Here is a 23,734-nt window from a genome sequence, read left to right as displayed (position 1 = left end):
TTCCTTGTTAATTAAGCTTATTTTAAATATGGGATTTTACCCAAAAAAGTTTAAATTTAAAAAAGAATTTACATTTTTGCCGTATAATCTCTACTATTTTTAATAAAAAGGATAATTCATGGTTAATGTTTTAATGATAGAAGACGATCCAGAATTTGCACAAATTTTATCTGAATATCTTGATAGTTTTAATATAAAAGTTACGAATTTTGAAGACCCTTATTTAGGACTTAGCGCTGGGATAAAAAACTATGATTTGCTAATACTTGATCTTACTTTGCCAGGCATTGATGGGCTTGAGGTTTGTAAAGAAATTCGCCAAAAATACGACATTCCTATCATCATAAGTTCAGCTAGAAGCGATATTAGCGACAAGGTTGTTGGACTTCAGCTTGGTGCTGATGATTATTTGCCAAAACCATACGATCCAAAAGAGATGTATGCTCGTATCACAAGTCTTATAAGAAGATATAAAAAGACAAATGAAGTACAAGAAGAGGTCGTTGATAGCGCATTTAGGATCGATGATAAACGTCACGAAATTTACTTTAACAATGAGCCGTTAGCGCTTACTCCAGCTGAGTATGAAATTTTAACTTATCTCATTAAGCAACACAGCTTTTCAGTATCACGTGAACAGTTAGTTTACAACTGCAAAAGCCTAAAAGATAAAGATTCAAAGAGCTTAGATGTTATTATCGGACGCCTTAGATCAAAAATCGGTGATAGCTCAAAAGCCCCAAAACATATATTTTCAGTAAGAGGCATAGGATATAAGCTTATCGGATGAAATATTCCATAACTACGAAGATAACTATTATCTTTGCCATAGCTTTCTCGCTGATGTGCTTGCTCTTTGTAACTTTTGCAAACATTCAGCAAGAAAGCGCTTTAGAAAAACTAAAGGATAGACAAATAAGTGCGATGAACTACCTTGTCGCACTCTATGAACGTGGAAATCCCCCAAGAGATTTAGAACATTATTTTAAAAATTTTTATTTAGAGTATGTTGGAAATAAAAATTTAGCCACTTCAATAGCTACAAATGGGACTATTGTTTTTACACAGCACACGCCTCTTGGAGTGGTACAATCGGTTAATTACAAAGGCGATTTGTATTTGCTTATTAAAAACCCATCTTTTCAGCTACTTCTTGAAAGTAATGATGCAAGACATGTAAATGATCCGCTTTGGGTCGCATTTTTGATAGTTTCAGCCCTTCTCATCTCACTTTATGTTTCTGTTCTTAGAAGTCTTTCGCCGCTTAGAAGGCTTAGTAAGGACATTAGAAAATTTGCCAGTGGAAATATGGAAATGGCGATGACGGCTAGGCTAAATGAAAACGAGCAAGACGAGATCGGACAGGTTGCGGTTGAGTTTGATAACGCCGTTTGCAAGATCAGAGAGCTCATCCGCTCAAGGCAGCTATTTTTGCGTGCGATTATGCATGAGCTAAAGACTCCTATTGGAAAGGGTAGGATCGTCTCTGAAATGGTCGCAAATGAGACCCAAAAGATGAGGCTCATAAACGTTTTTGAGCGTCTTGAGATGCTTATAAATGAATTTAGCAAAGTTGAACAGCTCCTTTCTAAAAGCTACGCACTAAACTACCAAGAGTGCCATTTTTCGCTCATTTTAGAGCAAGTGCAAGATATGCTAATGCTTGATAAATTTGAAGAGCGAGTGAGCTGCGATATCAGAGATGACGTCATATTAAGAGTGGATTTTCAGCTTTTTAGCTTGGCGATTAAAAATTTGATAGACAATGCCCTAAAATACGCAGAGGATAAAAAGGCTATTTTGATCTGCGATAGCGAATTTATAGCGGTTAAAAATTTAGGCAAAAAGCTAAATCATCCGATTGATTACTACAAACAAGCCTTTGTGCGTGGCGATAAGGTGAGCGCGGGAAGTGGTATGGGGCTTGGACTTTATATCATCGAGCAAATTTGTCAGATGCAAAAATTTGAGCTTGCTTACGACTACGAGGATGGTTATCATGTATTTAAAATTTTACTTAGATCAAAGGCGAAGCGAGCATGAAAAGAGGCTTAGAAAAATTTAACGAGTTAACTGAGTCTTTTGCGAAGTTACCAGGTGTTGGTAAAAAATCAGCCGCGAGATTTGCCTATTTTGTCTGTATGCAAGATAGCTTTGCAGGGCTAAGACTTGCTCAAAATATCGAAGACGCGGTGAGGTTTATCAAACGTTGTGAGCGTTGCGGTGGGCTAAGTGAAAATGAAATTTGTGACATTTGCAGCGATGAGAGTAGGGATAGTGAGGTTATATTGCTGGTTGAGAGTCCAAAAGATATCCTAGTTTTTGAGCAAAATGGAATTTATAACGGGCTTTATTTCGTACTTGACGAGATAGATGAGGATGCCATAGAGAGGCTGCGAAGTGCGATCAAACAAAATGGCTCAAAAGAGGTCGTTTTTGCTTTTACACCAGGATTAAATTCCGATGCACTTATGCTTTACGTCGAGGATAAGCTTGGGATGAGTGAAATTTCATTTAGCAAGATCGCCCAGGGCGTACCAACTGGTGTAAATTTAGAAAACGTTGACATGCTTTCACTTTTAAAAGCCTACGAAAGCCGTACAAAAGCCTAATTAAACTTTCTTTTAGTTATAATTTTGCCTAAATTTATAGAAATTTAGCCAAGGCTCAATCGCTGCTAAATTTAAAGGATATAGGTTGATTTTACTCATAGATAATTATGATAGTTTTGTTTTTAATGTTGAGCAATATGTAAAAGAGCTTACAGATGAAGAGGTTAGATGCGTTAGAAATGACAAGATCACGCTTGACGAGATCAAAAAACTAAACCCAAGCAAGATCATTTTAAGCCCAGGACCAAAGCACCCAAAAGATAGCGGAGTTTGTTTAGAAATTTTGGGGGCAGATCTTGGCGTGCCGGTACTTGGAATTTGCCTTGGACACCAAGCCATAGGGCTTAGTTTTGGCGCAAAGATAAAAAGACTAGATGACCCACTGCATGGCAAAACCTCATTTATCGACGTGAAAAACAAAGAGCCCCTCTTTGCAGGGCTGCCTGAGCGCTTTGAGGTTATGCGCTACCACTCGCTCTATGTCGATGAGCTCCCAGCTAGCTTAAGCGCTGATGTGGTGAGTGATGATGGCATAGTTATGGCACTTAGCGTAAAAGATAAGCCGATCTTTGGTATCCAGTTTCACCCTGAGAGCTACTTCACGCAATACGGCAAAAAGATCGTTGAAAATTTTGTAAATTACAAGGCAAAAGAAGAGATAAAAGAGCCAAAAAATCGCTCACTTAAGCCATATCTTATCAAGCTTCAAGAGAGCATACCACTTGATGATAGCGACTTTGAGCAAATTTGCGAGATAATAGCCAGCAAAGAGTATGAGATCGTGCAGCTTTCAGCCCTTTTGGTGCTAATTAGCGAAAAGAGCTTATACCCAAAAAGCCTCGCTGCACTTGCAAAAAATATTCTAAAATACTCGCAAACTTACCGCGATGATACGCCTATGATCGATCTTTGCGGCACTGGAGGCGACGGCTTTAAGACGATAAATATCTCAACCACGGTCGCTTTTATCCTTGCAAGTCTTGGTATAAAGGTCGCAAAACACGGCAATAAGGCAGTTTCAAGCAAGTCAGGTAGCTCTGATGTGCTTGAAATTTTAGGCGTAAAAAGTGAAAAATCACTGGCAAAACAGCGTGAAAATTTAGCAAATAAAAATTTAGCCTTTTTTCACGCGCCATTTTTCCACCCGCTAGTGGGCGAGGTGAGAGAAGTGCGCCAAAGACTTGGCATAAGAACCGTATTTAACGTGCTTGGACCGCTTTTAAATCCAAATTTAAACCTTACAAATCAGCTAGTTGGCGTCTATCATAAGCCTGTTCTTAAACTCTACGCCCAGACGCTTAAGATCCTTGGCAGAAAGCACGCTCTAGTCGTTCGCGGTGATGACGGACTAGATGAGATCACGCTTTGCAGTGAAACAAGCGTTGTGGAGCTAAAAAATGGCGAAATTTTTGAATACAGTATCACGCCAGAGCAGTTTGGCTTTAAAAGAGCGCTTCACAGCGATATCGAGGGTGGCACACCTGAAGAAAACGCCAAAACATTGATCCGTACGTTAAAAGGCGAGGAGCAGGGGGCGAAATTTGACATCGTGGTCTTTAACGCGATGTTTGCACTCTACGCGGCTGATGGCGCAAAGAGCCCAGAAGAGGCCAAAAAAATGGTTTTAGAGGCTATAAATTCTGGCAGGGCGTATAAATTTTATGAAGAGTTTATAAAGGCTGGGGCTAATGGCGCTAGTTAAAATTTGTGGCATCAAAACACTAGATGAGGCGAGTACAGTTTGCGCTTTGGATGTTGATTTTATCGGGTTAATATTTGCCAAAAGCAAAAGAAGGGTCGAGCTAAATTTAGCTAGGCAGATAGCAAAATTTGCTCATAGCAAGGGCAAAAAAGTAGTTGGCGTTTTTGCTTTGCAAAGTGAGTGCGAGATAATGGAAATTTGCCAGTTTACTAGTCTTGACGTAGCTCAGGTGCATGGAGTGGTGAGTGAAAATTTAGGTGCAAATTTAAAAGATATGGGGCTTGAGATCTGGCAGGTTTTTAGTGTGAAAGATAGCTTGCCAGAGGTTGATTTTAAGCATTTTGATATGGCGCTTTTTGACTGCAAGGGCGAAAATGCCGGCGGAAATGGCACTAGCTTTGAGTGGGAAATTTTAAAAGAGGTCAAAATTAAATTTGGCATGGCTGGGGGCATAGGCGAGTACAATATAAAAGAGGCGCTCAAATTTAAGCCATATCTAGTCGATATCAACTCCAAAGTCGAAGACGAAAACGGCATAAAAGATGCGCAAAAGATAGAGAGAATTTTAAAGATCATAGGTGAGATAGAAGATGAATAGTAAAGCATATTTTGGAAAATTTGGCGGGCAGTTTGTGCCTGAGACGGTGATGTTTGCCCTTGATGAGCTAGAAAATGCTTACGAGAGCATCGCAAAGACAAAAGAGTTTAAAGATGAGCTTGATGATCTGCTTAAAAACTATGTTGGCAGGCCTAGTCCGCTTTTTTTCGCAAAGCGTCTGAGCGAGCACTACGGACATGAAATTTACTTAAAAAGAGAGGATCTAAACCACACAGGTGCGCACAAGATAAATAATGCTCTTGCTCAAGCACTGCTTGCTAAAAAAATGGGTAAAAAGAAAATTTTAGCTGAGACTGGAGCTGGTCAGCACGGCGTGGCAACAGCGACTGCAGCAGCACTTTTGGGCTTAGAGTGTGATGTGTATATGGGTGCAACTGACGTGGCTAGACAGCAGTTAAATGCCTTTCGCATGCAGCTTCTTGGCGCAAAGGTGGTGAGCGTAGAAGATGGCTTAAAAACGCTAAAAGAAGCAACTACGGCGGCCATACAAGCGTGGGTAAATGAGATAGAGAGCGCATTTTACGTCATTGGCTCAGCCGTTGGCCCACACCCATATCCAAAGATCGTGCGTGACTTTCAAAGCGTCATCGGCACAGAGGCAAAAGCTCAGCTTGAAAATTATGGCAAAAAGGCCGACTACGTCATAGCCTGCGTTGGTGGCGGCAGTAATGCTATTGGCATTTTTAGTGCGTTTTTGGACGATGAGAGTGTAAATTTAGTAGGTATAGAAGCTGGCGGACTTGGCATAGAGACGCCTTATCACGCAGCTACGCTTAGCAAAGGCAAAACTGGCATCATCCACGGCATGAAAACGACCGTGTTGCAAGATGAGTATGGCATGATCTCGCCAGTTCACAGCATCTCAGCAGGCCTAGACTACCCAGGCATAGGCCCAGAGCACGCCCACTTAAATGACATCAAAAGGGTAAAATACGAAGCCGTAACCGACGATGAGTGCATAAATGCTTTGTATTTTCTAAGCAAGATGGAGGGCATCATCCCAGCCATCGAGAGTGCGCATGCGCTGGCGTATCTGGAGAAGCTTTGCCCAAAACTTGATAAAAAAAGCGTGATCGTCGTAAACGTCTCAGGCAGGGGCGATAAGGACATAAACACAGTTATCGGCTACGAAAAAGGAAAAATTTATGGATAAGGTAAAAAGCGCATTTAACGGCAAAAAGGCAAACATCGGCTACATCGTGGCTGGATATCCAAGCCTAGAAAAAACGAAGGAATTTTTAGAAAATTTAGATGAGAGCACGCTTGATCTAGTTGAGATCGGCATCCCTTACTCTGACCCGCTGGCTGACGGAAAACTCATCGCACAAGCTAGCTTTGAGACAGTGCAAAATGGCGTAAATACCGACGTTGTCTTTGATATGCTTGAAGGCTGCAAGACAAAAGTGACAAAGCCACTTGTTTTTCTAGTTTATTACAACATCATCTTTGCTTATGGCGTTGATAAATTTCTAAAAAGATCATGTGAAGCTGGAGTTAGCGGCTTTATCGTTCCGGATCTGCCTTGCGAGGAGTGCGAGGAATTTGCTCTAAAGTGCAAGGAGCTAAATTTAAGCCTGATACCACTTATCAGCGTCACATCTGGTAGTAGAGCGGATGGAATTTTAAAATTTGGCTCAGGATTTATCTACGCTCTTGGTGCGATCGGCGTTAGCGGTTCAAAAAGGGCTGATGAAGATAGGATAAAAAATTTGGTCCTAGAGCTTAAGAAAAAGAGCGATTTGCCAGTGGCTGTGGGCTTTGGTATAAAAAACAAAGATGATGTTAATGAAGTAAAAAAATATGCTGACGGAGCAATAATAGGTACGCAAATAGTTAAGTTTTGTGCCGATTTTAGCGGTGAAAAGCTAGTAAAAGAGATAGATAAACTCTTTTAAAATGCTTGATAAATTTATAGCTAATTTAGTAAAGCCAAAGTATAATTGAAAATGCATTTCAAGTCTTAAGGAAGAGATATGAGAAAAGTTATAGATGAAGCTACAAGCTATCTTTGCAAGGATACTTTAGGGCTAGATTTAGAGTTTGGCAAGAGTCTAGGCAAAGGATTTTACGGAGCTAGCATACCAGTCTATAAGGGCAAAAGCGAGTATCATTTTTACCTATTTTTTAAAAAAGATACTTTGAAAATTTTCATGAATGCCTTTTTTGGTCACGAAGATGTTGATGGTGGTGATCTAGACGATCTTTGTAAAGAGATAGCAAATCAGATTATTGGCAAAGCTAAAAATTTGCTAAACGAAAAAGAGCCAAATGCTTATAAGCTTGGAACGCCTGAATTTTTAGGTGAAGTTGAAGATTTTGACATAAAGCTAAAAGAAAAATTTATATATAAAATAAAAAATAGAACATTTCAAATAGGCTACGACATACAATGAACGACGAGAGCGCGATAGAGACGCTAGAGCAGCTAGGGCTTTTTAAGAGCTATGATGAGCTTATGGATATAAGCGTTGATTTTATAGCTGAGCTAGGAACTACCACGGTTAGCATAAATGAACTTTTGAAATTTGAAGCTGGCTCGGTTATAGACCTCGAAAAGCCAGCTGGTGAGAGTGTGGAGCTATATATAAATAATAGAATTTTTGGAAAAGGCGAAGTAATGGTTTATGAGAAAAATTTAGCCATCAGGATAAATGAAATTTTGGATTCAAAGTCAGTTATTCAGTACTTCAAAAAAGAACTTTTATGAAATTTATACTATTTTTCTTACTTTTTGCAACTCAAATTTTAGCTTCAAACCTATTAACTTACAATATCTATGAACGTGCCGATAGAGTCGATATTATGCTTAGCTTTGATGCACCTTATGAAGGAAATATCTTTCAAAAGCGCGAAAAGGACACAACATCTTTGATATTAAATTCGCTAAATTACGATCAAAGTGCTAGTAAAGACATAAACTCAAAGATTATTCAAGAGCTAGATATTGAGCCAAAGCAAAACTCACTTGTCTTAAATTTGCGCTCAAACGATGCTATTATCGTAAATGCTTCAAAGACGACTGATAGCTTTGGACTCCGTATTCGTGTAACTTTAAAAAATGCAAAACCTCAAATACAAAATATGCCTCAAGCTAGTGCAAAAATAGAGACCCCTAGTACTCCAAAGGCAGATGAAGAGCCTATGCTGAATATAGACTCAAGGTATTTTATAGTCTTAAGTGTGCTTATTGCGCTTCTTGTATTTTTATATGTATTTAAAAGATATATTACTTCAAAGGGTAGTGATTTTAGCGGGTTTAAAACACCTAGAAATCAGTCTCAAAATGATACAAAATCAATGAACTGGCTACTTAAAAATCAAAATAGTAACGTCAATATAATATATGAAAAGTATCTTGATCGCACGAATAAACTAATGCTATTAAGCTATGAGAATAGACGTTATTTAGTGATAGTTGGTAGCTCAAATGTAATGCTTGATAGCTTTGGTGAAGACAAGATACAAAATGAGCAGGATTTTGCTATATTTTTCGAAGAGAACAAGAAAAAACTAAGCTCATTTTTAGAAGAGCGAAAAAATAGTTTAAGTAACTATAAAGATAAGATGAGCGGAGAATTTTAATAGTTTTAGCTAAAATTCTCATCCAATTTAAATTTTATGCGTTAAAGCTAGTTTCAAAATTTATACAAATGAAATAGCAAAAATTTCAGGTTTTGTGATCTTTTTTATCTCTTCTTTTGCCATAGCAAATTCTTTTGCACCTTCTATTTTTAGCGTGTGCCCACTAAATTCGAAGTTTAAATTTAGCCTTTCACAGGTTAGATCAAGTGCCTTTGCTAGTGAGAGTATAAAACTCAGCCATCTTATACACTCGGCTTTTGGAAGTAAATTTTTATATCGCTCAAATTCATATATATTTTTCTTTCCGTTTGTGCCAATTACTACTGCAATCAATGCTTTTTGTTCATGCGAAAAGCCATAATTTAAGGCATTTAGGACTATATAGGCTGAGTTTTTATGATCGCCATAAAAGCCAATCTCTTGACCTACATTGTGAAGTTTTGCAGCAACTAAAAGCACTTCAAGATAGTTATCGCTTAGACCATGAAGCTTTTTTAATACCATAAATATATCTTTTGCATATCTTGTGACCGATTTATTGCATGATAATATAAAACGATCTTGCAAACTTTTGATACTTGGATTAAAATTTTGCGGAAATTTAAGGCTAGGGCGTAAAAAATCTTTTAAGAACACTCCCTCTCTTACGCCAACTCCACTTGTTATAATGTTTTTGGCATTTAGAGCTTTGGCAAGGGCTAAAAAGATATGTGCACCCTCTCTAATGGTGTCGTATCTGTCTTTTTTAATAGGAAATTTATTTAGCTCAAGCACGTTAACATTTGCAATGCTCTCGATGTAGGCTTGCTCGTCGCCAAGCTTGTAGCAAAAGCCATGCAGTGATGAGAGCGGATATAAATTTTTGCTCATTATGGCAGATGATATCGCTCTAAGAGAGCCTCCAATAGCGATTATATTTTGGCATTTAAATCGCTCATCTATCTGTTTTGTAACTTGCTCTAGAAATTTTGGCAATTTATTTAAGTTTTTTTTATCAAAAAAAAGCTCTTTTAACCTAACTGTGCCAATATCAAGCGAGAGCGTATCTATTATTTTGCCTTTGCTTATTCTGGCAAGTTCAGTTGATCCGCCACCGATATCGATAGTGACGCATTCATCGATATTATAGAGTAAATTTTTGGCTGCGATTGCACCAAAAGTAGCCTCTTCTTTGCCGTCAATGACTTTTAAATTTATGCCAAGTTTTTTTCTTAAAAGAGAGATCAGAACATTTGCGTTTGGAGCGTCCCTAAGCGCTGAAGTACCAACGCATAAGACTTTATTGCATTTGTAGCTTTTTATGATATTTGAAAATTCGCTAAAAGCCTTTAGTGCTTTTTCCATTGAGCTTTCGGATATTTCATTGTTTGAACCATATCCGCCTTCGCCTAGACGCACTTTTGTTTTATACTCAGCTAGTATAAAAAACGCTAAGCGTGACGTTCTCTCAAATATCGCCATTCGCATAGAATTTGAGCCAAGGTCGATTACTGCGGTTCTCTTTGCCATTTTTATCCTTTTATATTTAAAACTAGGCTTGCGACTGCACCGCTTCTATCGTTTCTATTTTTAATATCTACTTCGCCACCAAGAGCCTGCGCTGCACCTTTAGCTAGAAACAACCCAAGCCCAGCACCACCTTTGTCGCCGTATCTTTTAAATGGAGCAAATAAATCTTTGCTCTCATCTATGCCTATTCCTTCATCTATTACTTCGATGATAAATTTATTTTTTATAAGCTTAGAGCTAATCGTAATAGTGCTATTTTTTGGTGAAAATTTAATGGCATTTTGAACAAAATTTTGCACAATGTGGGTTAGTAAGCTAGTTTGTATTTTTAGATTTAAAATTTCTGGCTTTAAGTCCAGTTTTATATTTTTTTCATCATTTTTCGCAAGTATCTCATAGTTTTTCGTAAGTTTTTTTAAAAATCCTATAATATCGGTATTTACTGGCTCTTCAAACTGAGCTCCTTCTTGACGGCCGATCTCAAGCACAGAACTTATCATTGCGTTCATGCCGTTTATAGCTTCATTGTTTGATTTTAGAGCCTCGATATATTTTTCACTCTCGCGTGGCTTTAAAAGCGTAACTTCATTTTTTGTTTTCATTACAGCCAGCGGTGTTTTTAACTCATGTGCCACGCCTACAAAAAGTTCTTTTTGGTATAAGACAAATGTTTGGATTCGAGAGATTAACCTATTTATGCTCTGTCCAAGTGGTAAAAACTCATCTGGTAGACTTTTTATATCGATCTCATGAAGAAATTTTTCGTCTAAATTTGTAAGTTTGTGACTCAAAATTTTTATAGGTATTAAAAGCATCCTTGATAAAAATAGCGCATAAAAAAGTACCAAAAGTATCGCTGATACATTTACGATTATAATATCTATAAAAATTTCTTCTACTATATGGGCTTGAAGAGTAGTATCTTTTTCTAGGCTTAAATAACTGCTTTCATCGAGTTTTGTTATTAAAAAAGTTTTACTCTGATCCTTTGATTTTTGTGTTACGATATATGTTTCTTTATCTTGTGGCTCGTCTGTTTTTATCGTTGCTAGAGTTTTATTTGGATTTTCTATCGTAAATGTTTTTGAATTTAAAGGATTGAAATTCTGAGGATTTTTTTTATAAGCTTCTGCTTGATAGTTTAGCTCATTAACTACACTTTGAAAAACGGTAACCCTTATATAGTGATAAAGCATTACCGAAATAACTACAATTAGCATCATAGCACCAGATGCTAATTGTAGTATAAATCTATTCCTTAGGCTTTTTTGGGAAAACAAAATCTATATCCGCGTCTTCTAACAGTTTCAATTGTTGAAATATTTAGTGGTTTATCCATTTTTTGGCGGATTTGGTTGATAGCGACTTCAATAACGTTTGGAGTTACAAGCTCTGGCTCTTCCCAGATAGCATCAAGCAGTTGCTCTTTAGATACGATCTGATCTGAGTGTCTTGCAAGATGAGTTAAGACTTCAAAAGGTTTGCCCTTAAGCTCAATATCACGACCCAAATATGTGATTTTTTCCTCATCTGGATTGATGATAAGCTCATCAATTTTTATAATATTTGTACCACCAAAGCGTAGTCTAGCTTCAAGTCTAGCTACTAAGATATCAAAATCAAATGGCTTTTTGATATAGTCATCAGCACCAGCTCTAAGTGCTTTTATTTCGCTTTCTTTGTCATCTTTTGCAGAAAGAACTACAACTGAAGTGCGTGGAGATTTGTGTTTGATGATATTTATAAGATCTATGCCATCGCCATCTTGGAGCATCCAGTCAGTTAAAACTAAGTCGTAGTTTCTGATGCCGATATAGTACTCAGCATCTTTAAAATTTTCAGAGCTATCTGTCTGATAGCCAAACTCTTGTAGGCCCTCAGCAATCGTCTTGTTTAGCGTTACTTCATCTTCTACTATTAAAATACGCATTTTATTTCCTTAAACTAAAATTTATTGGCGATTGTATCATAAATTAAGCAACATTTCAAGATACTTTAATAAATTTTTAAAAAACAGTGCTGATTTTTGCTCCGACGACCGCATTTGGTAAAATTTCAGTTTTTAAAATTTCCATTTTAAGGCTAGTGAGTGAGCTAAATTTCTCTTTTAATGCTTTGCTGGTTTCTTCAAGCGACTCTTCAACGCTTTGGAACTGTCTTTCATTATAAAAATTTTTAACGAAGTCAATAATTAAAACATAATCAATAAAACTAGTTGAGCAAATTTCTAGATTCATTTGTACTTCTTGCTTAGCGACTCGCTCAAAATCAAGCATTCCGATGATCGTTTCAAATTTATAATCTTTAATGATCGTCGTCATCTCGCTTTTCATACGACTTTTTTCTCCTTGCCAGATATTAAACGAACGATATTTGGTATGTGTTTATAAACCACCAAAAATGTGATGATTAGTATCGGAGCGTGTGTGTAAATTTCATCTAACTCTGGGTGGATTATAAAGCTTGATGCAATCAGAGCTATCAACGCACAAAGTGAAGCAAGAGAGCTAATTTTTAAAAATTTTCCGACCACAAACCAAACGACAAGAGCGATAATGATCTCAACTGGTAAGAAAAATGCGATCACTCCAGCTCCAGTTGCCACGCCTTTGCCGCCTTGAAAGCCCAAAAATATAGAAAAACAATGTCCAGCCACGCTTAAAACCGCCATAGTCCAAAGCACACTTGGACTAGCTCCTAAAGATGAGGCAACAATAAGTGGCAAAACACCTTTTAAAACATCACAAACTATCGTTAAAATGGCTAGTTTCTTGGCTAATTTTGGATCTTTTTGTTTTAAAACTCTTAAAACATTTGTTGCGCCGATGCTCTTGCTACCTTCGTTTTTTATATCAACATGCCCAAAAATTTTTGCAAGAATAAGGCCAGACGGAATACTTCCAAGCAAATAACTAACGGCATAAAGTATTAAATTTTGCATATTTTACCTTTTAAATTTAAAGAGAAATGATAGTAAAAAAATACTAATTATTTTATAAATCATCTCCACAAAAGTACGACTTTTTCGTCATAGATATCGCTTTTCTTTGGTGAAATTTGTATTTCATTTATGGTGATATTTTTTATATCATTTGCTTCTTTTAGCTCGTCGCTTTCTTTTTCAAATCTCTCTTCAAGTTCGCTAATGGCTAAATTTATGTCATTTACACTTTGCTCGCTAAGCTTGACGTCACTTCGCTCTTTTAAGACTCTATTTGCGCTTCTTGCACTCGATGCGATTTTGCCCGCATTTTGACGAGATAAAAGCTTGTTGCCAAATATCGCTCCAAGTATGCTAGCGCCTATATTTATGGCAGCATCAAGCCCACTTGTGGTCATCTCTTTTTGCTCTTTATCAAGCTTTGCTAGAGCCTTGTTTAGCTTGTCTTGTAGGCTTTTTCGCTCTTTTTCAAATTTTGCTGTGAGTTTTGCGGTTTGTTCTTCTAAAATTTCATTGCACTTATCTTGAAGCCTAATATAAAACTGCTCCTTTGTTTCATTGTTTTTTGAATAAATTCCCAATGCTTCAAAGATGTTAAATTTGAAATTTCTATACAGATACTCTTTAAAATCTTTTTGGATATTGTCAAAATTTTTAGCTTTTAAGATGAAATTTGGCACAGCTGCAAAGCTTGCGTCACTTGGTTCATTTTTGCTTACATTAACATGCAAGCCTTCGCTAGCCTCATCCCAGTTTGGCTCATTGTCATTTTCGTTTAGTTCATAAAGATAGTTTACTTCATAAACGCTATCGATGCCTTTTTTAGTATCATAAATTCTTATCTTTGCGCTTGCAAATAAATTTGGTGTAAGGGTTTTTGAATTAGTATAAAGTTGCGTGATCTCATTTGAGATTATGGGCTTTATACTAAATTTCATCTCGCTTTTATCTACGCCTTGGCTGCTTAAATTTTCTTTTTTATCTTTCATCAAATTTGAAATTTGCTCGCGGCTAAGCGGGCCTTTTAGATAGCTTAATGCCCACCGTGTCGAAATAACGCTTAGCCCGTCTTCGTTTATATTTTTCACTAAAAAATTTCTCTTTGCTAAATTTGATATGAGATTTTCAAGCGAGGCTTTATCTAGGTTTGAGCCAGATATGCCGCTTAGGCCGTCGATCACGCGTGCTTTATCCTGCGCTGTTTGGAGGCGGCCTATGAACCAAGTGCCGATGTTGCTAAGACCTTTGTAGTCAAGATCGACTGGGTTTTGCGTACTTAAGACGCAGCCAAGACCAAATGCACGAGCTTGCTTTAAAAGTGTAAGCATAGGCGTTTTTGATGGAGGGTTTGCGTTTGGTGGGAAAAAGCCAAAAATTTCATCCATATATAGGATCGCTCTAAGTGAGCTAGTGCCCTCTGTTCCGCGCATCCACGCGATGATCTCGTTTAGTAAAAGGGTGACAAAAAACATCCTCTCGGCGTCATTTAGGTGTGAGATTGTAAAGATATTGCACTTTGCTTTGCCGTTTTCGTCAAATAGCATTTTTGAAATTTCTAGTCTAACGCCCTGCGTCCAGCCCTTAAAGCTTGGGCTTGCGATGAGCGCGTTTATCTTCATGGCAAGTTTTAGGCGCTCACTGCTTGGATAGAAGGTATCGACGTCAAAAACGCCTATCTTTTTAAAAGGCGGATTTGCGATGAAATTTATGAGTTCTTCGATGCTGACATCTTTTTGCTCTTTAAATTTAGTATCAAATATGGTTGAGATGAGAAGCTGTTCTTTTGAGTTCATGTCCTCAGAATTTATACCAATAAGAGATAATACCGAGGCTGCGAGTGAGTTTATATAGTTGCTAAAAATTTCTTCATCAGTGATATTTGGGCAGGCAAAGTCGCTAAGTAGCGCCACACCTATGCCAGCTGAGCTTTTTGGTGTGTAGATGTTAAAGCTAGCGCTCTCTTTTAAAATTTTTACTCGCTCAAGATCTTGAAAACTCGATTCTACGCCGTTTTTCCAAAGCTCGGCTTGAGCAGCGGCAAATTCCTCTACACTTTGACCTTTATTAGCCGCTTCTGCTTCATCTATGTAGGGTAAAAAATCCTCCGGCCTCATCTGCGGAAAGATGAGGGCTAAATTTGTGATATCGCCCTTTGGATCGATGATAATAGAAGGGATATTGTCTATGCAGGCTTCTTCTAAAAGCGTGATACCAAGGCCTGTTTTACCGCTACCTGTCATACCTATGATAGCTGCGTGGGTGGTTAGATCCTTATTTTTATAAAAAAATGGTTCTTTGTCTTTTAGTCCGATATAAAAAAGTTTTAAATTTTCTTGTATTGTTTTCACTAGCTACCTTATTCGTATAAATTTATACGTGAGCGAAGCTCGTCAAGCGTCTCTTTTATGCGCTTTTGCGTAAAATCTTTTATCGTTTCATCATCATCAATGAGCTTCATACAGTATCTTATGTAGCCTTTATATGCTAGCTCTGTAACAAGTCTTAGCTTTAAAGTCACGTTTTTTACTTTATCTGGCGCGATTGAGATATCAAAGGTCGCTTCTAGTTCTTCTCCATCTTGAAAATTTGTAGTTTGCGGGCTTAATACGCTTATGCCGCCTTCAGAAACATCATAAAGGCTACCTTCGATCTTGTCTTGTTTGCCCTTGATAATAGTTTTGGTAAAACGATTTGGCAAGATACGTTGGAATTTTCTTTTGTACGCATACATTGTTGTATTTAACGAGAAATTTGAAAAAGTAACACTTTTATCTGTTATATTATAATTTATGATATCTGCACACAAAGGCTTTGAGAAAAAGCTATTTGGCAAAATAAAACCTTTGCCGTCTTGCTTCATAGCTAAAATTTGCATCATATCCACGCGAAAAACGACACTATCTTCTTTAACTTCTAAAATTTCAGCCTCATATTTTATATTTAATCCATCATATAAATTTAAAAGCTCTGGCCTTGCCTTGGCTTTTTTCATGCGAGTGAATGTATTGATCGGATCTTCATAAAAAAATGTTCCGGTTTCGATCATATCTTTTACATTTGTTTCTTGCTGGTCTTTGGCATCGCATAAAATTTCTTTGATTCTTGAAACGGCATTTACGAAATACCCTACAAAGGTACTGTTGTCGCAAGAGTGACTAAAATTTAAAGTCAAATTTAAAAGTAGAAAATTGATTAATTCGTCTCTTGCGTTTGATTTTGGTATTAGATTATTCAAATCATCTTGTAGCTGCATAGCATTTGGCTTTTGAATAAGCAGTGTATCAAAGATATTTTCAAGACAAATTTTTACCTGATCGTGCGGCACGATAAATGTTAGCTGCCTACAAAATTTGATACCGTCATCGATAAATTTATCTCTTAATTTAAGTATGCTGTCTTCGCAATTTATTACAAGCTCTTGCCTGCCTTTAAAATCCATGTAGTCTCCGGAATGTTGTTGATTAAAGCCAAGGCTATGATATAAAAAGTTATATTAAAAAAGTATTTAAATTTATTTGGAGGAGAAATTTCTAGGTAAAGGATACCTAGAAATTTCTATTGATTATAGTTTGCCTTCGTTGTGTGAAAGGTAGTCAGCAACACCTTCAGTGCTTGGTTTCATGCCAGCATCACCTTTATTCCAACCAGCTGGGCAAACTTCGCCGTGCTCATTTGTAAATAGCATAGTATCAACCATTCTTATCATCTCATCGATATTTCTGCCAAGCGGAAGATCGTTGATAACTGCATGGCGAACAGTGCCATCTTTGTCTAGCAAAAATGAGCCACGAAGTGCTACACCAGCATCTTCTAGAAGTACGTCAAATCCGCGAGCGATTGATTTTGTCATATCAGCTACGATAGGGAAGCGAACTTTGCCAATACCGCCTTTGTTTACTGGAGTCTCTTTCCATGCAAAATGTGAAAATTGGTTGTCGCATGAAACTGCGATAACTTCGATACCACGTGACTTGAACTCGTCATATCTTTTATCAAATGCGATAATCTCGCTTGGGCAAACAAAAGTAAAGTCCATTGGATAGAAAAATACAACTGCGCCTTTCTCGCCAATATTTTTATAAAGATTAAAATCATTTACAATTTGATTGTTTCCTAAAACTGCTGCAGCTGTAAAATCAGGTGCTTTTTTTGTTACTAACATTTGTTCTCCTTAATAATAAATTTTATTGATTGCGAAATTATATCTATTCAAAATTAAATTTAGTTTAAACATATTTTAGAAAATTTTATTTAGTAAATTTAGTGTTATTGGAAAAATAGAAAATGGATTTTGTTAAAAGTTGTAAAAATTTGAATTTTTAAAAATTTATTGATAAGAGTATTTGAAAGAAGTCAGTAAAAGCGTTGCTAAAAATTTAGAAGATTACTTGCTGTAATTATTGTAAGCCGCTAAAATTTTTTCCGCCAAATTTTAGAATCGCTGATCCCCATGTAAAACCGCCACCAAATGCATCAAGAAGTAAAACAGAACCATTTTTGATGCGTCCGTCTTCATAGGCATCATTTATAGCCATCGGAATTGAAGCAGAGCTTGTATTGCCATATTTAGCAACAGTCAAGACACATTGCTCATCTTTAAAATTTAATCTATTTTTTACTGCATCTATTATTCTTATATTTGCTTGATGAGGTATAAAAAAATCAATATCTTCGCTTTGCATTTTATTTGCATGCAGAATTTCTATTACGCTTTTGCTAAGTGTTTGAACTGCTATTTTAAAAACTTCATTTCCACTCATATGGATGAAATTTAGTCTATTTTTTAGTGTTTCCTCGTTGGCTGGAAATACACTTCCGCATCCTGGAGTTATTAAAAGTTCAGCTTGCTTACCATCGCTTGCCGTATGAATATCAATGATCTCATTCTCATTACTGCTACTAATTACAGCCGCGCCTGCCCCATCACCAAAGAGTATACAAGTGCTTCTATCCGTATAGTCAACAATAGAGCTTAATTTTTCAGCTCCAATGATTAAAACATTCTTTTTGGCACCGCTAATAATGAGAGAATTTGCAAGTTCTAAAAGATAAATAAAACCGGTACAAGCCGCACTTATATCAAATGCTGTAACTCCATAGTTTAAACCCAAATTTGCAGCTATTTTGCAAGCAGTAGAAGGCATACAAAGATGATCTGGAGATATCGTAGCACAGATGATTGCATCGATTTGAGATTTATCAAGTCCTGAGCGTTTTATAGCTAATTCACCAGCCTTTGTGCCAAGGTCACTTGTTGTTTCGTTAGTTGCAATATGCCTTTGTTCGATACCTGTTCGCTTTACTATCCATTCATCACTCGTTTCAACCATTTTTTCAAAGTCAAAATTTGTCAGAATTTTTTCTGGAATATAAGAAGCGATAGAAATCAGTGAAGCTTTTGGCATATTTTACCTTGCAAAGTGCGAAAGTTCTTCTTCGATAACTTTATTTATATTTGAATTAGCAAATTTTATTGCTTGAAAAATTGCATTTTTTATAGCTTTTGAATTACTTTTGCCGTGACTTATGATAACACAACCATTTACACCAAGAAGTGGTGCACCACCATATTCGTCATAGCTAACCTGTTTTTTAAGTGTCTTAAAAACTTTTCTCATGAGTACAGAGCCAGCTATAGCAAGAGGTGATTTTTTAATTTGTTTTTTGATGATTTTGCCTATTGCATCTGCAACGCCTTCGCTAGTTTTTAAAAGAATATTTCCCATAAAACCATCACAAACCATTACATCAATACTGCCATCAAAAATTTGATTACCTTCTGCATTGCCAACAAAGCTATCAAGCCTAGAAACTAATTTAAATGCTTCTTTGCTAACTTCATTGCCTTTGCTCTCTTCTTCACCATTTGATAAAAGACCAACTTTTGGCTCTTTTCTACCTAAAATTTCTTTTGCATAGGCTTCACCCATTATGGCAAATTGAAACAAATGCTCACTTCTGCAATCAACATTTGCACCAACATCTAAAACCAAAGTCGCAGATTCTTTTGAATTTGGCATAAGTGTTGCAATTGCTGGGCGAGAAATATTTTTTAGTCTACCGATTCTTAGGGTAGCTAAACTCATAGTTGCACCACTATGACCAGCAGAAACTACAGCATCAACTTCCTTATTTTTTAAGAGTTCAATTGCTTTATAGATCGTACTATCTTTTCTTTTAAGCGCATCAGTTGCGCCATCTGCCATTGAGACAACTTCGCTAGCTTCTAAAAATTCGATATTTTTTAAATAAGATTGTGGAATGAGTGGTTTGATGACATTGCTATCGCCGACTAATACAGCTTTAAATTCTGTCTCTTTTAGTGCATCAATAACACCAGATATTATAGGATCTGCACCAAAATCACCACCCATAGCATCAATAGCAATGCGAATCATATTTTAATATTCACCTGTAGTTTTGTTTATGCGGTGAGGCATTTTCCAAGAACCATCTTTGTCTTTTATGGGCACTGGAAGTGTAACTTTATAATGTGTTCTACGTTTTGCTGCACGAGAATGACTCACTCTTCGCTTTGGTACTGCCATTTTACTCTCCTTTATAAATTTTTACATTTTTCACAATAGAAATAATCACTTTTAAAAGCTTCTAACTCGCTCTCAAAGACTTCTTTTAAATTAATATTGCCATCGAAAAATTCCATCGTATCGCTAAGCTCATTTTCGATATCTTTATAAATACCGTCACTTAAATTTAGCTCTACATCTTGATCGATAGGTAGCATAAATACTTCACCGCATCGATCGCAAACATAATTTACATTCCCCTTTATTTTACCTTGACATTTTACCAAAAAAGGGTCTTTTCTTTTTAAAATTCCAATAAAAACTAAATTATCATTTCCTACTAGCTCAAAGCTTATATCTTTGTTTGCTATTTTAGAAAAAGATATAATCAATTTTCTTGACCTAAAATTAGCAAATTTCTCTTGAAGCAAAGAAGAAATTTACTTCATTCACAGCATTTTCTAGGCTATCACTTCCGTGAACCGCATTTGCATCAATACTATCAGCAAAATCAGCTCTTATAGTGCCAGGAGCTGCTTCTTTTGGGTTAGTTGCACCCATTAGCTCGCGGTTTTTAGCAACTGCATTTTCGCCCTCTAAAACCATAACCACAACTGGCCCGCTTATCATAAATTCAACCAAATTATTAAAAAATGGTCTATCTTTATGAACAGCATAAAATGCTTTTGCATCACATTTGCTAAGTTGGATTTTCTTTACAGCTGCGATCCTTAAGCCGTTACTTTCAAATCTATCTATAATTTTTCCAACAACATTTTTCTTAACAGCATCAGGCTTAATAATAGAAAGTGTTCTTTGCATAAATTTTTCCTTAAATCTAGGTTATTTAAATTGAAGTTGGCAATTATATCAAATAAAGCTTAAAAATAAAATAGGCTCAATTTGAGCCTAAAAATTTATAAATATAAATTTATTGAATAACTGGAATAGAGCCATTGCGCGCATCAGTACCGATCTGATCGCGCGAAGGTTGTCCTGCTACAATAGCGTCCCATACGATACAACCATCAGTTGGACAGGCAGATGCACAGGCTGGCTCATCGTTGTAGCCTACGCACTCAACGCATTTGTTTGAATAAACATAGTATGTATCTGCTCCAGTTGGGTTGTCGCTATCATCAACGATAGCTGAAACTGGGCATTCATCAATACATGAACCACAGCTTATGCATATATCAGTTATTTTTACAGACATTTTTTCTCCTTAGATTAAAATTTGGCGTAGAATATCAAAAAAAGCTGAAAATGATATAAATAAGCCCTTAAATTTAACTACGATCTTAAATTTTAGAAAAACTACTTTATAAATCTTTTATCACTTTTAGACTAAATTTACAGATTAAAATTTTAAAAAGGTTGTATAAATTTAATGAACGATATTATTGAAATAACTGGCGCAAGGGAACATAACTTAAAAAATATAAATCTTAAAATTCCTAAAAATAAATTAGTAGTTTTTACCGGTCTTAGTGGCAGTGGTAAGAGTACGCTGGCCTTTGATACGCTTTATGCTGAGGGGCAAAGAAGATATATGGAGAGCCTTAGCAGCTATGCTAGGCAGTTTTTAGACCGCGTGGGTAAGCCTGATGTTGATAAGATAGAGGGTTTAACGCCGGCTATTGCGATCGATCAAAAGACGACTTCTAAAAACCCTCGCTCAACGGTTGGTACGATTACAGAAATTTATGACTATCTAAGGCTTTTATACGCAAGGGTCGGCGTTCAACACTGCCATAAATGCGGCAAACCTATCTCAAAAATGAGTGCGAGCGACATCATAAATGAAATTTCAAAGCTCCCACTTGGCGCAAAAGTGATCATCTATGCGCCGCTAGTTCGTGAGAAAAAGGGCACATGGGCGGATTTGATCGAAAATTTACGCCAAAAAGGCTTTGTAAGGGCACAGATAGATGGCGTAGTGGTGAGGCTTGATGAGGAGATAGAGCTAGCTAAAACGAAAAAACACACGATAAAGGTCATCGTTGATAGGATCGCCATCGATGAGCAAAATCACGAGCGCCTTGCAAGTGATGTGGAAAAGGCACTAAATGAGAGCTTTGGAGAGGTCGAGGTAGAGATCGCAAATGCCGATGAGCTGGGGCTTAAAGAGAGTTTTATACATTACAGCGAGCACATGGCTTGTTTTGATTGTAAAATTTCATTTACGCCGCTTGAGCCACTAAGCTTTAGTTTTAACTCGCCAAAGGGCGCTTGCGAGCACTGCGATGGACTTGGCATAAGATATAGCCTAGATATGAGTAAGATCATCGATGAGGAAAAGTCGATAGAAAACGGCGCGATCAAGCTACTTTATGGCTATAACATGAGCTATTACTATAAATTTTTACTTGCTTTTTGCGAGCAAAATGGCATCGATATCAAAAAGCCCTATTATGAGCTTAGCGAAGATGAAAAGAGGCTCGTTTTATATGGAAATGTCAAAGAAGTTGAGTTCTTTTGGAAGCGAAATAAACTGCTTAGAAAATTTGACGGTGTGGTTAAAATTTCACACGGGCTTTTGAAGGACTATAAGGACTTTGACGAGTATATGAGTGAGAAAATTTGTGACGCTTGCAACGGCCACAGGCTAAAGCCTCAAAGTTTAGCGGTCAAGGTCGCTGGCCTTGGACTTGGTGAAATTTTAGATATGAGCATAGAAAAATGCACCGCTTTTTTCTCGAATGAGAAAAATTTCGCCTATCTTAGCGACTATGACAAGGCGATCGCAAAGCCTATCTTAAAAGAGATCAACGAGAGGCTTTTCTTTTTATATGACGTGGGGCTGGGATATTTGTCACTTGGGCGTGATGCTAGGACGATCAGTGGTGGCGAGGCGCAGCGTATCAGGATCGCGAGTCAGATAGGAAGCGGGCTAAGTGGCGTCATGTATGTGCTTGATGAGCCAAGCATCGGTCTTCACGAGCGTGATACACTAAAACTCATAAAGACGCTTAGAAATTTACAAGCCAAAGGCAACTCTGTAATCGTCGTCGAGCATGATAAAAAGACGATAGAGGAGGCTGATTTTATCGTAGATATCGGCCCTGGAGCTGGTAAATTTGGCGGTAATGTGGTCTTTGCAGGCAGCTCAAAAGAGCTTTTAAGCTCAGATACTCAGACTGCACAATACATAAATGGTAAGAAAAAGATCAACTATCAAAAAAATAGAAAAGCTGAGAAGTGGCTTGAAATTTCAAATGTAAATATCAACAATATCTCAAATTTAACCGCTAAATTTCCGCTTAGAAATCTTGTGGGTATCACCGGCGTTTCAGGATCTGGCAAGAGTTCACTAGTGCTTCAGACCTTGCTTCCAGAGGCACAAGAGCAGCTAAATAGAGCTAAAAAAGTGAAAAAGATAGCTGGGGTAAATTTAAGCGGACTTGAGAATTTAGACAAGGTCATATATCTTGATCAAAGTCCAATCGGCCGCACTCCACGCTCAAATCCAGCGACATATACCGGCGTGATGGATGAGATAAGAAATTTATTTGCGCAGACTAAAGAGGCCAAGCTTAGAGGCTATAAAATAGGGCGCTTTAGCTTCAACGTCAAAGGTGGGCGCTGCGAGAAGTGCCAAGGCGAGGGCGAGATCACGATCGAGATGCATTTTTTACCTGATATAAACGTGGTTTGTGACGTTTGTAATGGCGCTAGATACAATGCTCAAACTTTGGAAATTTTATATAAAGGCAAAAATATCGCCGAGGTGCTAAATATGAGTATAGATGAGGCGGTTGAGTTTTTTAAGGCTGTGCCAAAGATCGCTTCAAAGCTCACCACGCTGCAAGACGTGGGGCTTGGTTATATCACGCTTGGACAAAATGCAGTCACACTAAGTGGCGGCGAGGCGCAGCGCGTAAAGCTAGCAAAAGAGCTTAGTAGAAGCGACACCGGAAATACGCTTTACATCCTTGATGAGCCAACGACTGGGCTTCATTTTGCCGATGTTGATAGGCTAGTAAAGGTGCTAAATCACTTAGTTGATCTTGGAAATTCAGTCTTTGTGATCGAGCATAATATGGATGTTATTAAAAACTGCGACTATATCGTTGATATTGGACCAGAAGGTGGCGCAAAAGGCGGTAAAGTGATAGCGTGCGGCAACGTAAAAGAAGTAGCCAAAAACTATAAAAAAACTGGCAGCTACACTGGAGAATTTCTCGCACAAGAGCTTAAGGAAATGAAGAAAAAATAAAAAATTTGCTTCAACCGTTTCTT

General features: G+C 37.3%; 25 protein-coding genes. 11 read left to right on the top strand and 14 right to left on the bottom strand.

The features are described from left to right. Window positions 1-118: 118 nt before the first annotated feature. From CYP51_RS06575 to CYP51_RS06530, 10 genes are all read left to right on the top strand, one after another. Window positions 119-790 (top strand): response regulator transcription factor, encoded by a 672-nt coding sequence (locus CYP51_RS06575; RefSeq protein ID WP_021091583.1) that lies wholly within the window; start codon window positions 119-121, stop codon window positions 788-790. Beyond that, the gene (locus CYP51_RS06570; protein ID WP_103624843.1) at window positions 787-2,043 is read left to right on the top strand and encodes an ArsS family sensor histidine kinase; all 1,257 of its coding nucleotides are present in this window, start codon (window positions 787-789) and stop codon (window positions 2,041-2,043) included. The genes CYP51_RS06575 and CYP51_RS06570 overlap by 4 nt, the downstream gene beginning before the upstream one ends. Beyond that, complete coding sequence (gene recR, locus CYP51_RS06565) at window positions 2,040-2,612, top strand: recombination mediator RecR (RefSeq protein ID WP_009294391.1); 573 nt, start codon at window positions 2,040-2,042, stop codon at window positions 2,610-2,612. The genes CYP51_RS06570 and recR overlap by 4 nt, the downstream gene beginning before the upstream one ends. Window positions 2,613-2,697: 85 nt before the next feature. Beyond that, window positions 2,698-4,314, top strand: coding sequence for an anthranilate phosphoribosyltransferase (gene trpD, locus CYP51_RS06560; RefSeq protein WP_103624842.1), 1,617 nt, complete (start codon window positions 2,698-2,700; stop codon window positions 4,312-4,314). After that, a complete protein-coding gene (locus CYP51_RS06555) occupies window positions 4,301-4,912 on the top strand; it encodes a phosphoribosylanthranilate isomerase (RefSeq protein ID WP_103624841.1) in 612 nt (203 codons plus the stop codon). Before trpD ends, CYP51_RS06555 begins: the two co-directional genes overlap by 14 nt. Then, the gene (trpB, locus tag CYP51_RS06550; protein WP_103624840.1) at window positions 4,905-6,086 is read left to right on the top strand and encodes a tryptophan synthase subunit beta; all 1,182 of its coding nucleotides are present in this window, start codon (window positions 4,905-4,907) and stop codon (window positions 6,084-6,086) included. The genes CYP51_RS06555 and trpB overlap by 8 nt, the downstream gene beginning before the upstream one ends. Beyond that, entirely contained in the window at window positions 6,079-6,828 is a 750-nt protein-coding gene (gene trpA, locus CYP51_RS06545; RefSeq protein WP_103624839.1) for a tryptophan synthase subunit alpha, read from the top strand. The genes trpB and trpA overlap by 8 nt, the downstream gene beginning before the upstream one ends. A 78-nt stretch (window positions 6,829-6,906) precedes the next feature. After that, window positions 6,907-7,326 carry a chemotaxis protein CheX gene (locus tag CYP51_RS06540; protein ID WP_103624838.1) on the top strand — a complete coding sequence of 140 codons (420 nt, stop codon included), beginning with the start codon at window positions 6,907-6,909 and terminating at the stop codon, window positions 7,324-7,326. Further along, the gene (fliN, locus tag CYP51_RS06535; protein WP_021091807.1) at window positions 7,323-7,640 is read left to right on the top strand and encodes a flagellar motor switch protein FliN; all 318 of its coding nucleotides are present in this window, start codon (window positions 7,323-7,325) and stop codon (window positions 7,638-7,640) included. Before CYP51_RS06540 ends, fliN begins: the two co-directional genes overlap by 4 nt. Continuing rightward, window positions 7,637-8,515 (top strand): excinuclease ABC subunit A, encoded by an 879-nt coding sequence (locus CYP51_RS06530; protein ID WP_103624837.1) that lies wholly within the window; start codon window positions 7,637-7,639, stop codon window positions 8,513-8,515. The genes fliN and CYP51_RS06530 overlap by 4 nt, the downstream gene beginning before the upstream one ends. A gap of 60 nt (window positions 8,516-8,575) precedes the next feature. Here CYP51_RS06530 and CYP51_RS06525 read toward each other — a convergent pair whose 3' ends face one another. The 14 genes from CYP51_RS06525 to CYP51_RS06460 all read right to left on the bottom strand — a co-directional run bounded on the left by CYP51_RS06525 (window position 8,576) and on the right by CYP51_RS06460 (window position 20,708). Then, window positions 8,576-10,024 (bottom strand): Ppx/GppA phosphatase family protein, encoded by a 1,449-nt coding sequence (locus CYP51_RS06525; RefSeq protein ID WP_103624836.1) that lies wholly within the window; start codon window positions 10,022-10,024, stop codon window positions 8,576-8,578. A gap of 2 nt (window positions 10,025-10,026) precedes the next feature. After that, window positions 10,027-11,244, bottom strand: a complete 1,218-nt coding sequence (locus tag CYP51_RS06520; RefSeq protein ID WP_180997744.1) for a sensor histidine kinase — start codon at window positions 11,242-11,244, stop codon at window positions 10,027-10,029. Window positions 11,245-11,282: 38 nt separating this feature from the next. Next, the gene (hsrA, locus tag CYP51_RS06515; RefSeq protein ID WP_021091657.1) at window positions 11,283-11,954 is read right to left on the bottom strand and encodes a homeostatic response regulator transcription factor HsrA; all 672 of its coding nucleotides are present in this window, start codon (window positions 11,952-11,954) and stop codon (window positions 11,283-11,285) included. A 76-nt stretch (window positions 11,955-12,030) separates the two neighbouring features. Next, window positions 12,031-12,357, bottom strand: coding sequence for a dihydroneopterin aldolase (locus tag CYP51_RS06510; protein ID WP_103624835.1), 327 nt, complete (start codon window positions 12,355-12,357; stop codon window positions 12,031-12,033). Beyond that, a complete protein-coding gene (gene plsY / locus CYP51_RS06505) occupies window positions 12,354-12,965 on the bottom strand; it encodes a glycerol-3-phosphate 1-O-acyltransferase PlsY (RefSeq protein WP_103624834.1) in 612 nt (203 codons plus the stop codon). Before plsY ends, CYP51_RS06510 begins: the two co-directional genes overlap by 4 nt. Before the next feature lie 59 nt (window positions 12,966-13,024). Then, window positions 13,025-15,313, bottom strand: a complete 2,289-nt coding sequence (locus tag CYP51_RS06500; RefSeq protein ID WP_103624833.1) for a helicase HerA domain-containing protein — start codon at window positions 15,311-15,313, stop codon at window positions 13,025-13,027. 8 nt (window positions 15,314-15,321) lie between these two features. Beyond that, on the bottom strand, window positions 15,322-16,404 hold the full coding sequence (locus CYP51_RS06495; protein WP_103624832.1) for a PilZ domain-containing protein: 1,083 nt from the start codon (window positions 16,402-16,404) through the stop codon (window positions 15,322-15,324). Window positions 16,405-16,527: 123 nt separating this feature from the next. Continuing rightward, entirely contained in the window at window positions 16,528-17,127 is a 600-nt protein-coding gene (locus tag CYP51_RS06490; protein ID WP_021091673.1) for a peroxiredoxin, read from the bottom strand. Between the two features lie 235 nt (window positions 17,128-17,362). Continuing rightward, window positions 17,363-18,370 carry a beta-ketoacyl-ACP synthase III gene (locus tag CYP51_RS06485; protein ID WP_103624831.1) on the bottom strand — a complete coding sequence of 336 codons (1,008 nt, stop codon included), beginning with the start codon at window positions 18,368-18,370 and terminating at the stop codon, window positions 17,363-17,365. 3 nt (window positions 18,371-18,373) lie between these two features. After that, the gene (plsX, locus tag CYP51_RS06480) at window positions 18,374-19,363 is read right to left on the bottom strand and encodes a phosphate acyltransferase PlsX (protein WP_103583523.1); all 990 of its coding nucleotides are present in this window, start codon (window positions 19,361-19,363) and stop codon (window positions 18,374-18,376) included. 3 nt (window positions 19,364-19,366) lie between these two features. Next, the gene (rpmF, locus tag CYP51_RS06475; protein ID WP_103624830.1) at window positions 19,367-19,513 is read right to left on the bottom strand and encodes a 50S ribosomal protein L32; all 147 of its coding nucleotides are present in this window, start codon (window positions 19,511-19,513) and stop codon (window positions 19,367-19,369) included. Window positions 19,514-19,524: 11 nt separating this feature from the next. Further along, window positions 19,525-19,884 (bottom strand): hypothetical protein, encoded by a 360-nt coding sequence (locus CYP51_RS06470; RefSeq protein WP_103624855.1) that lies wholly within the window; start codon window positions 19,882-19,884, stop codon window positions 19,525-19,527. A gap of 16 nt (window positions 19,885-19,900) precedes the next feature. Next, window positions 19,901-20,314 carry a nucleoside-diphosphate kinase gene (ndk, locus tag CYP51_RS06465; RefSeq protein WP_103624829.1) on the bottom strand — a complete coding sequence of 138 codons (414 nt, stop codon included), beginning with the start codon at window positions 20,312-20,314 and terminating at the stop codon, window positions 19,901-19,903. A 109-nt stretch (window positions 20,315-20,423) separates the two neighbouring features. Next, the gene (locus tag CYP51_RS06460) at window positions 20,424-20,708 is read right to left on the bottom strand and encodes an NADH-quinone oxidoreductase subunit I (protein WP_103624828.1); all 285 of its coding nucleotides are present in this window, start codon (window positions 20,706-20,708) and stop codon (window positions 20,424-20,426) included. A 174-nt stretch (window positions 20,709-20,882) separates the two neighbouring features. Between CYP51_RS06460 and uvrA the strand changes: the two genes are divergently transcribed. Next, a complete protein-coding gene (gene uvrA, locus CYP51_RS06455) occupies window positions 20,883-23,711 on the top strand; it encodes an excinuclease ABC subunit UvrA (RefSeq protein WP_103624827.1) in 2,829 nt (942 codons plus the stop codon). Window positions 23,712-23,734: the final 23 nt, after the last annotated feature.

This window comes from Campylobacter concisus (assembly GCF_002912895.1).
GTDB lineage: Bacteria > Campylobacterota > Campylobacteria > Campylobacterales > Campylobacteraceae > Campylobacter_A > Campylobacter_A concisus_G.
This window is presented reverse-complemented; position numbering and strand designations above follow the sequence as displayed.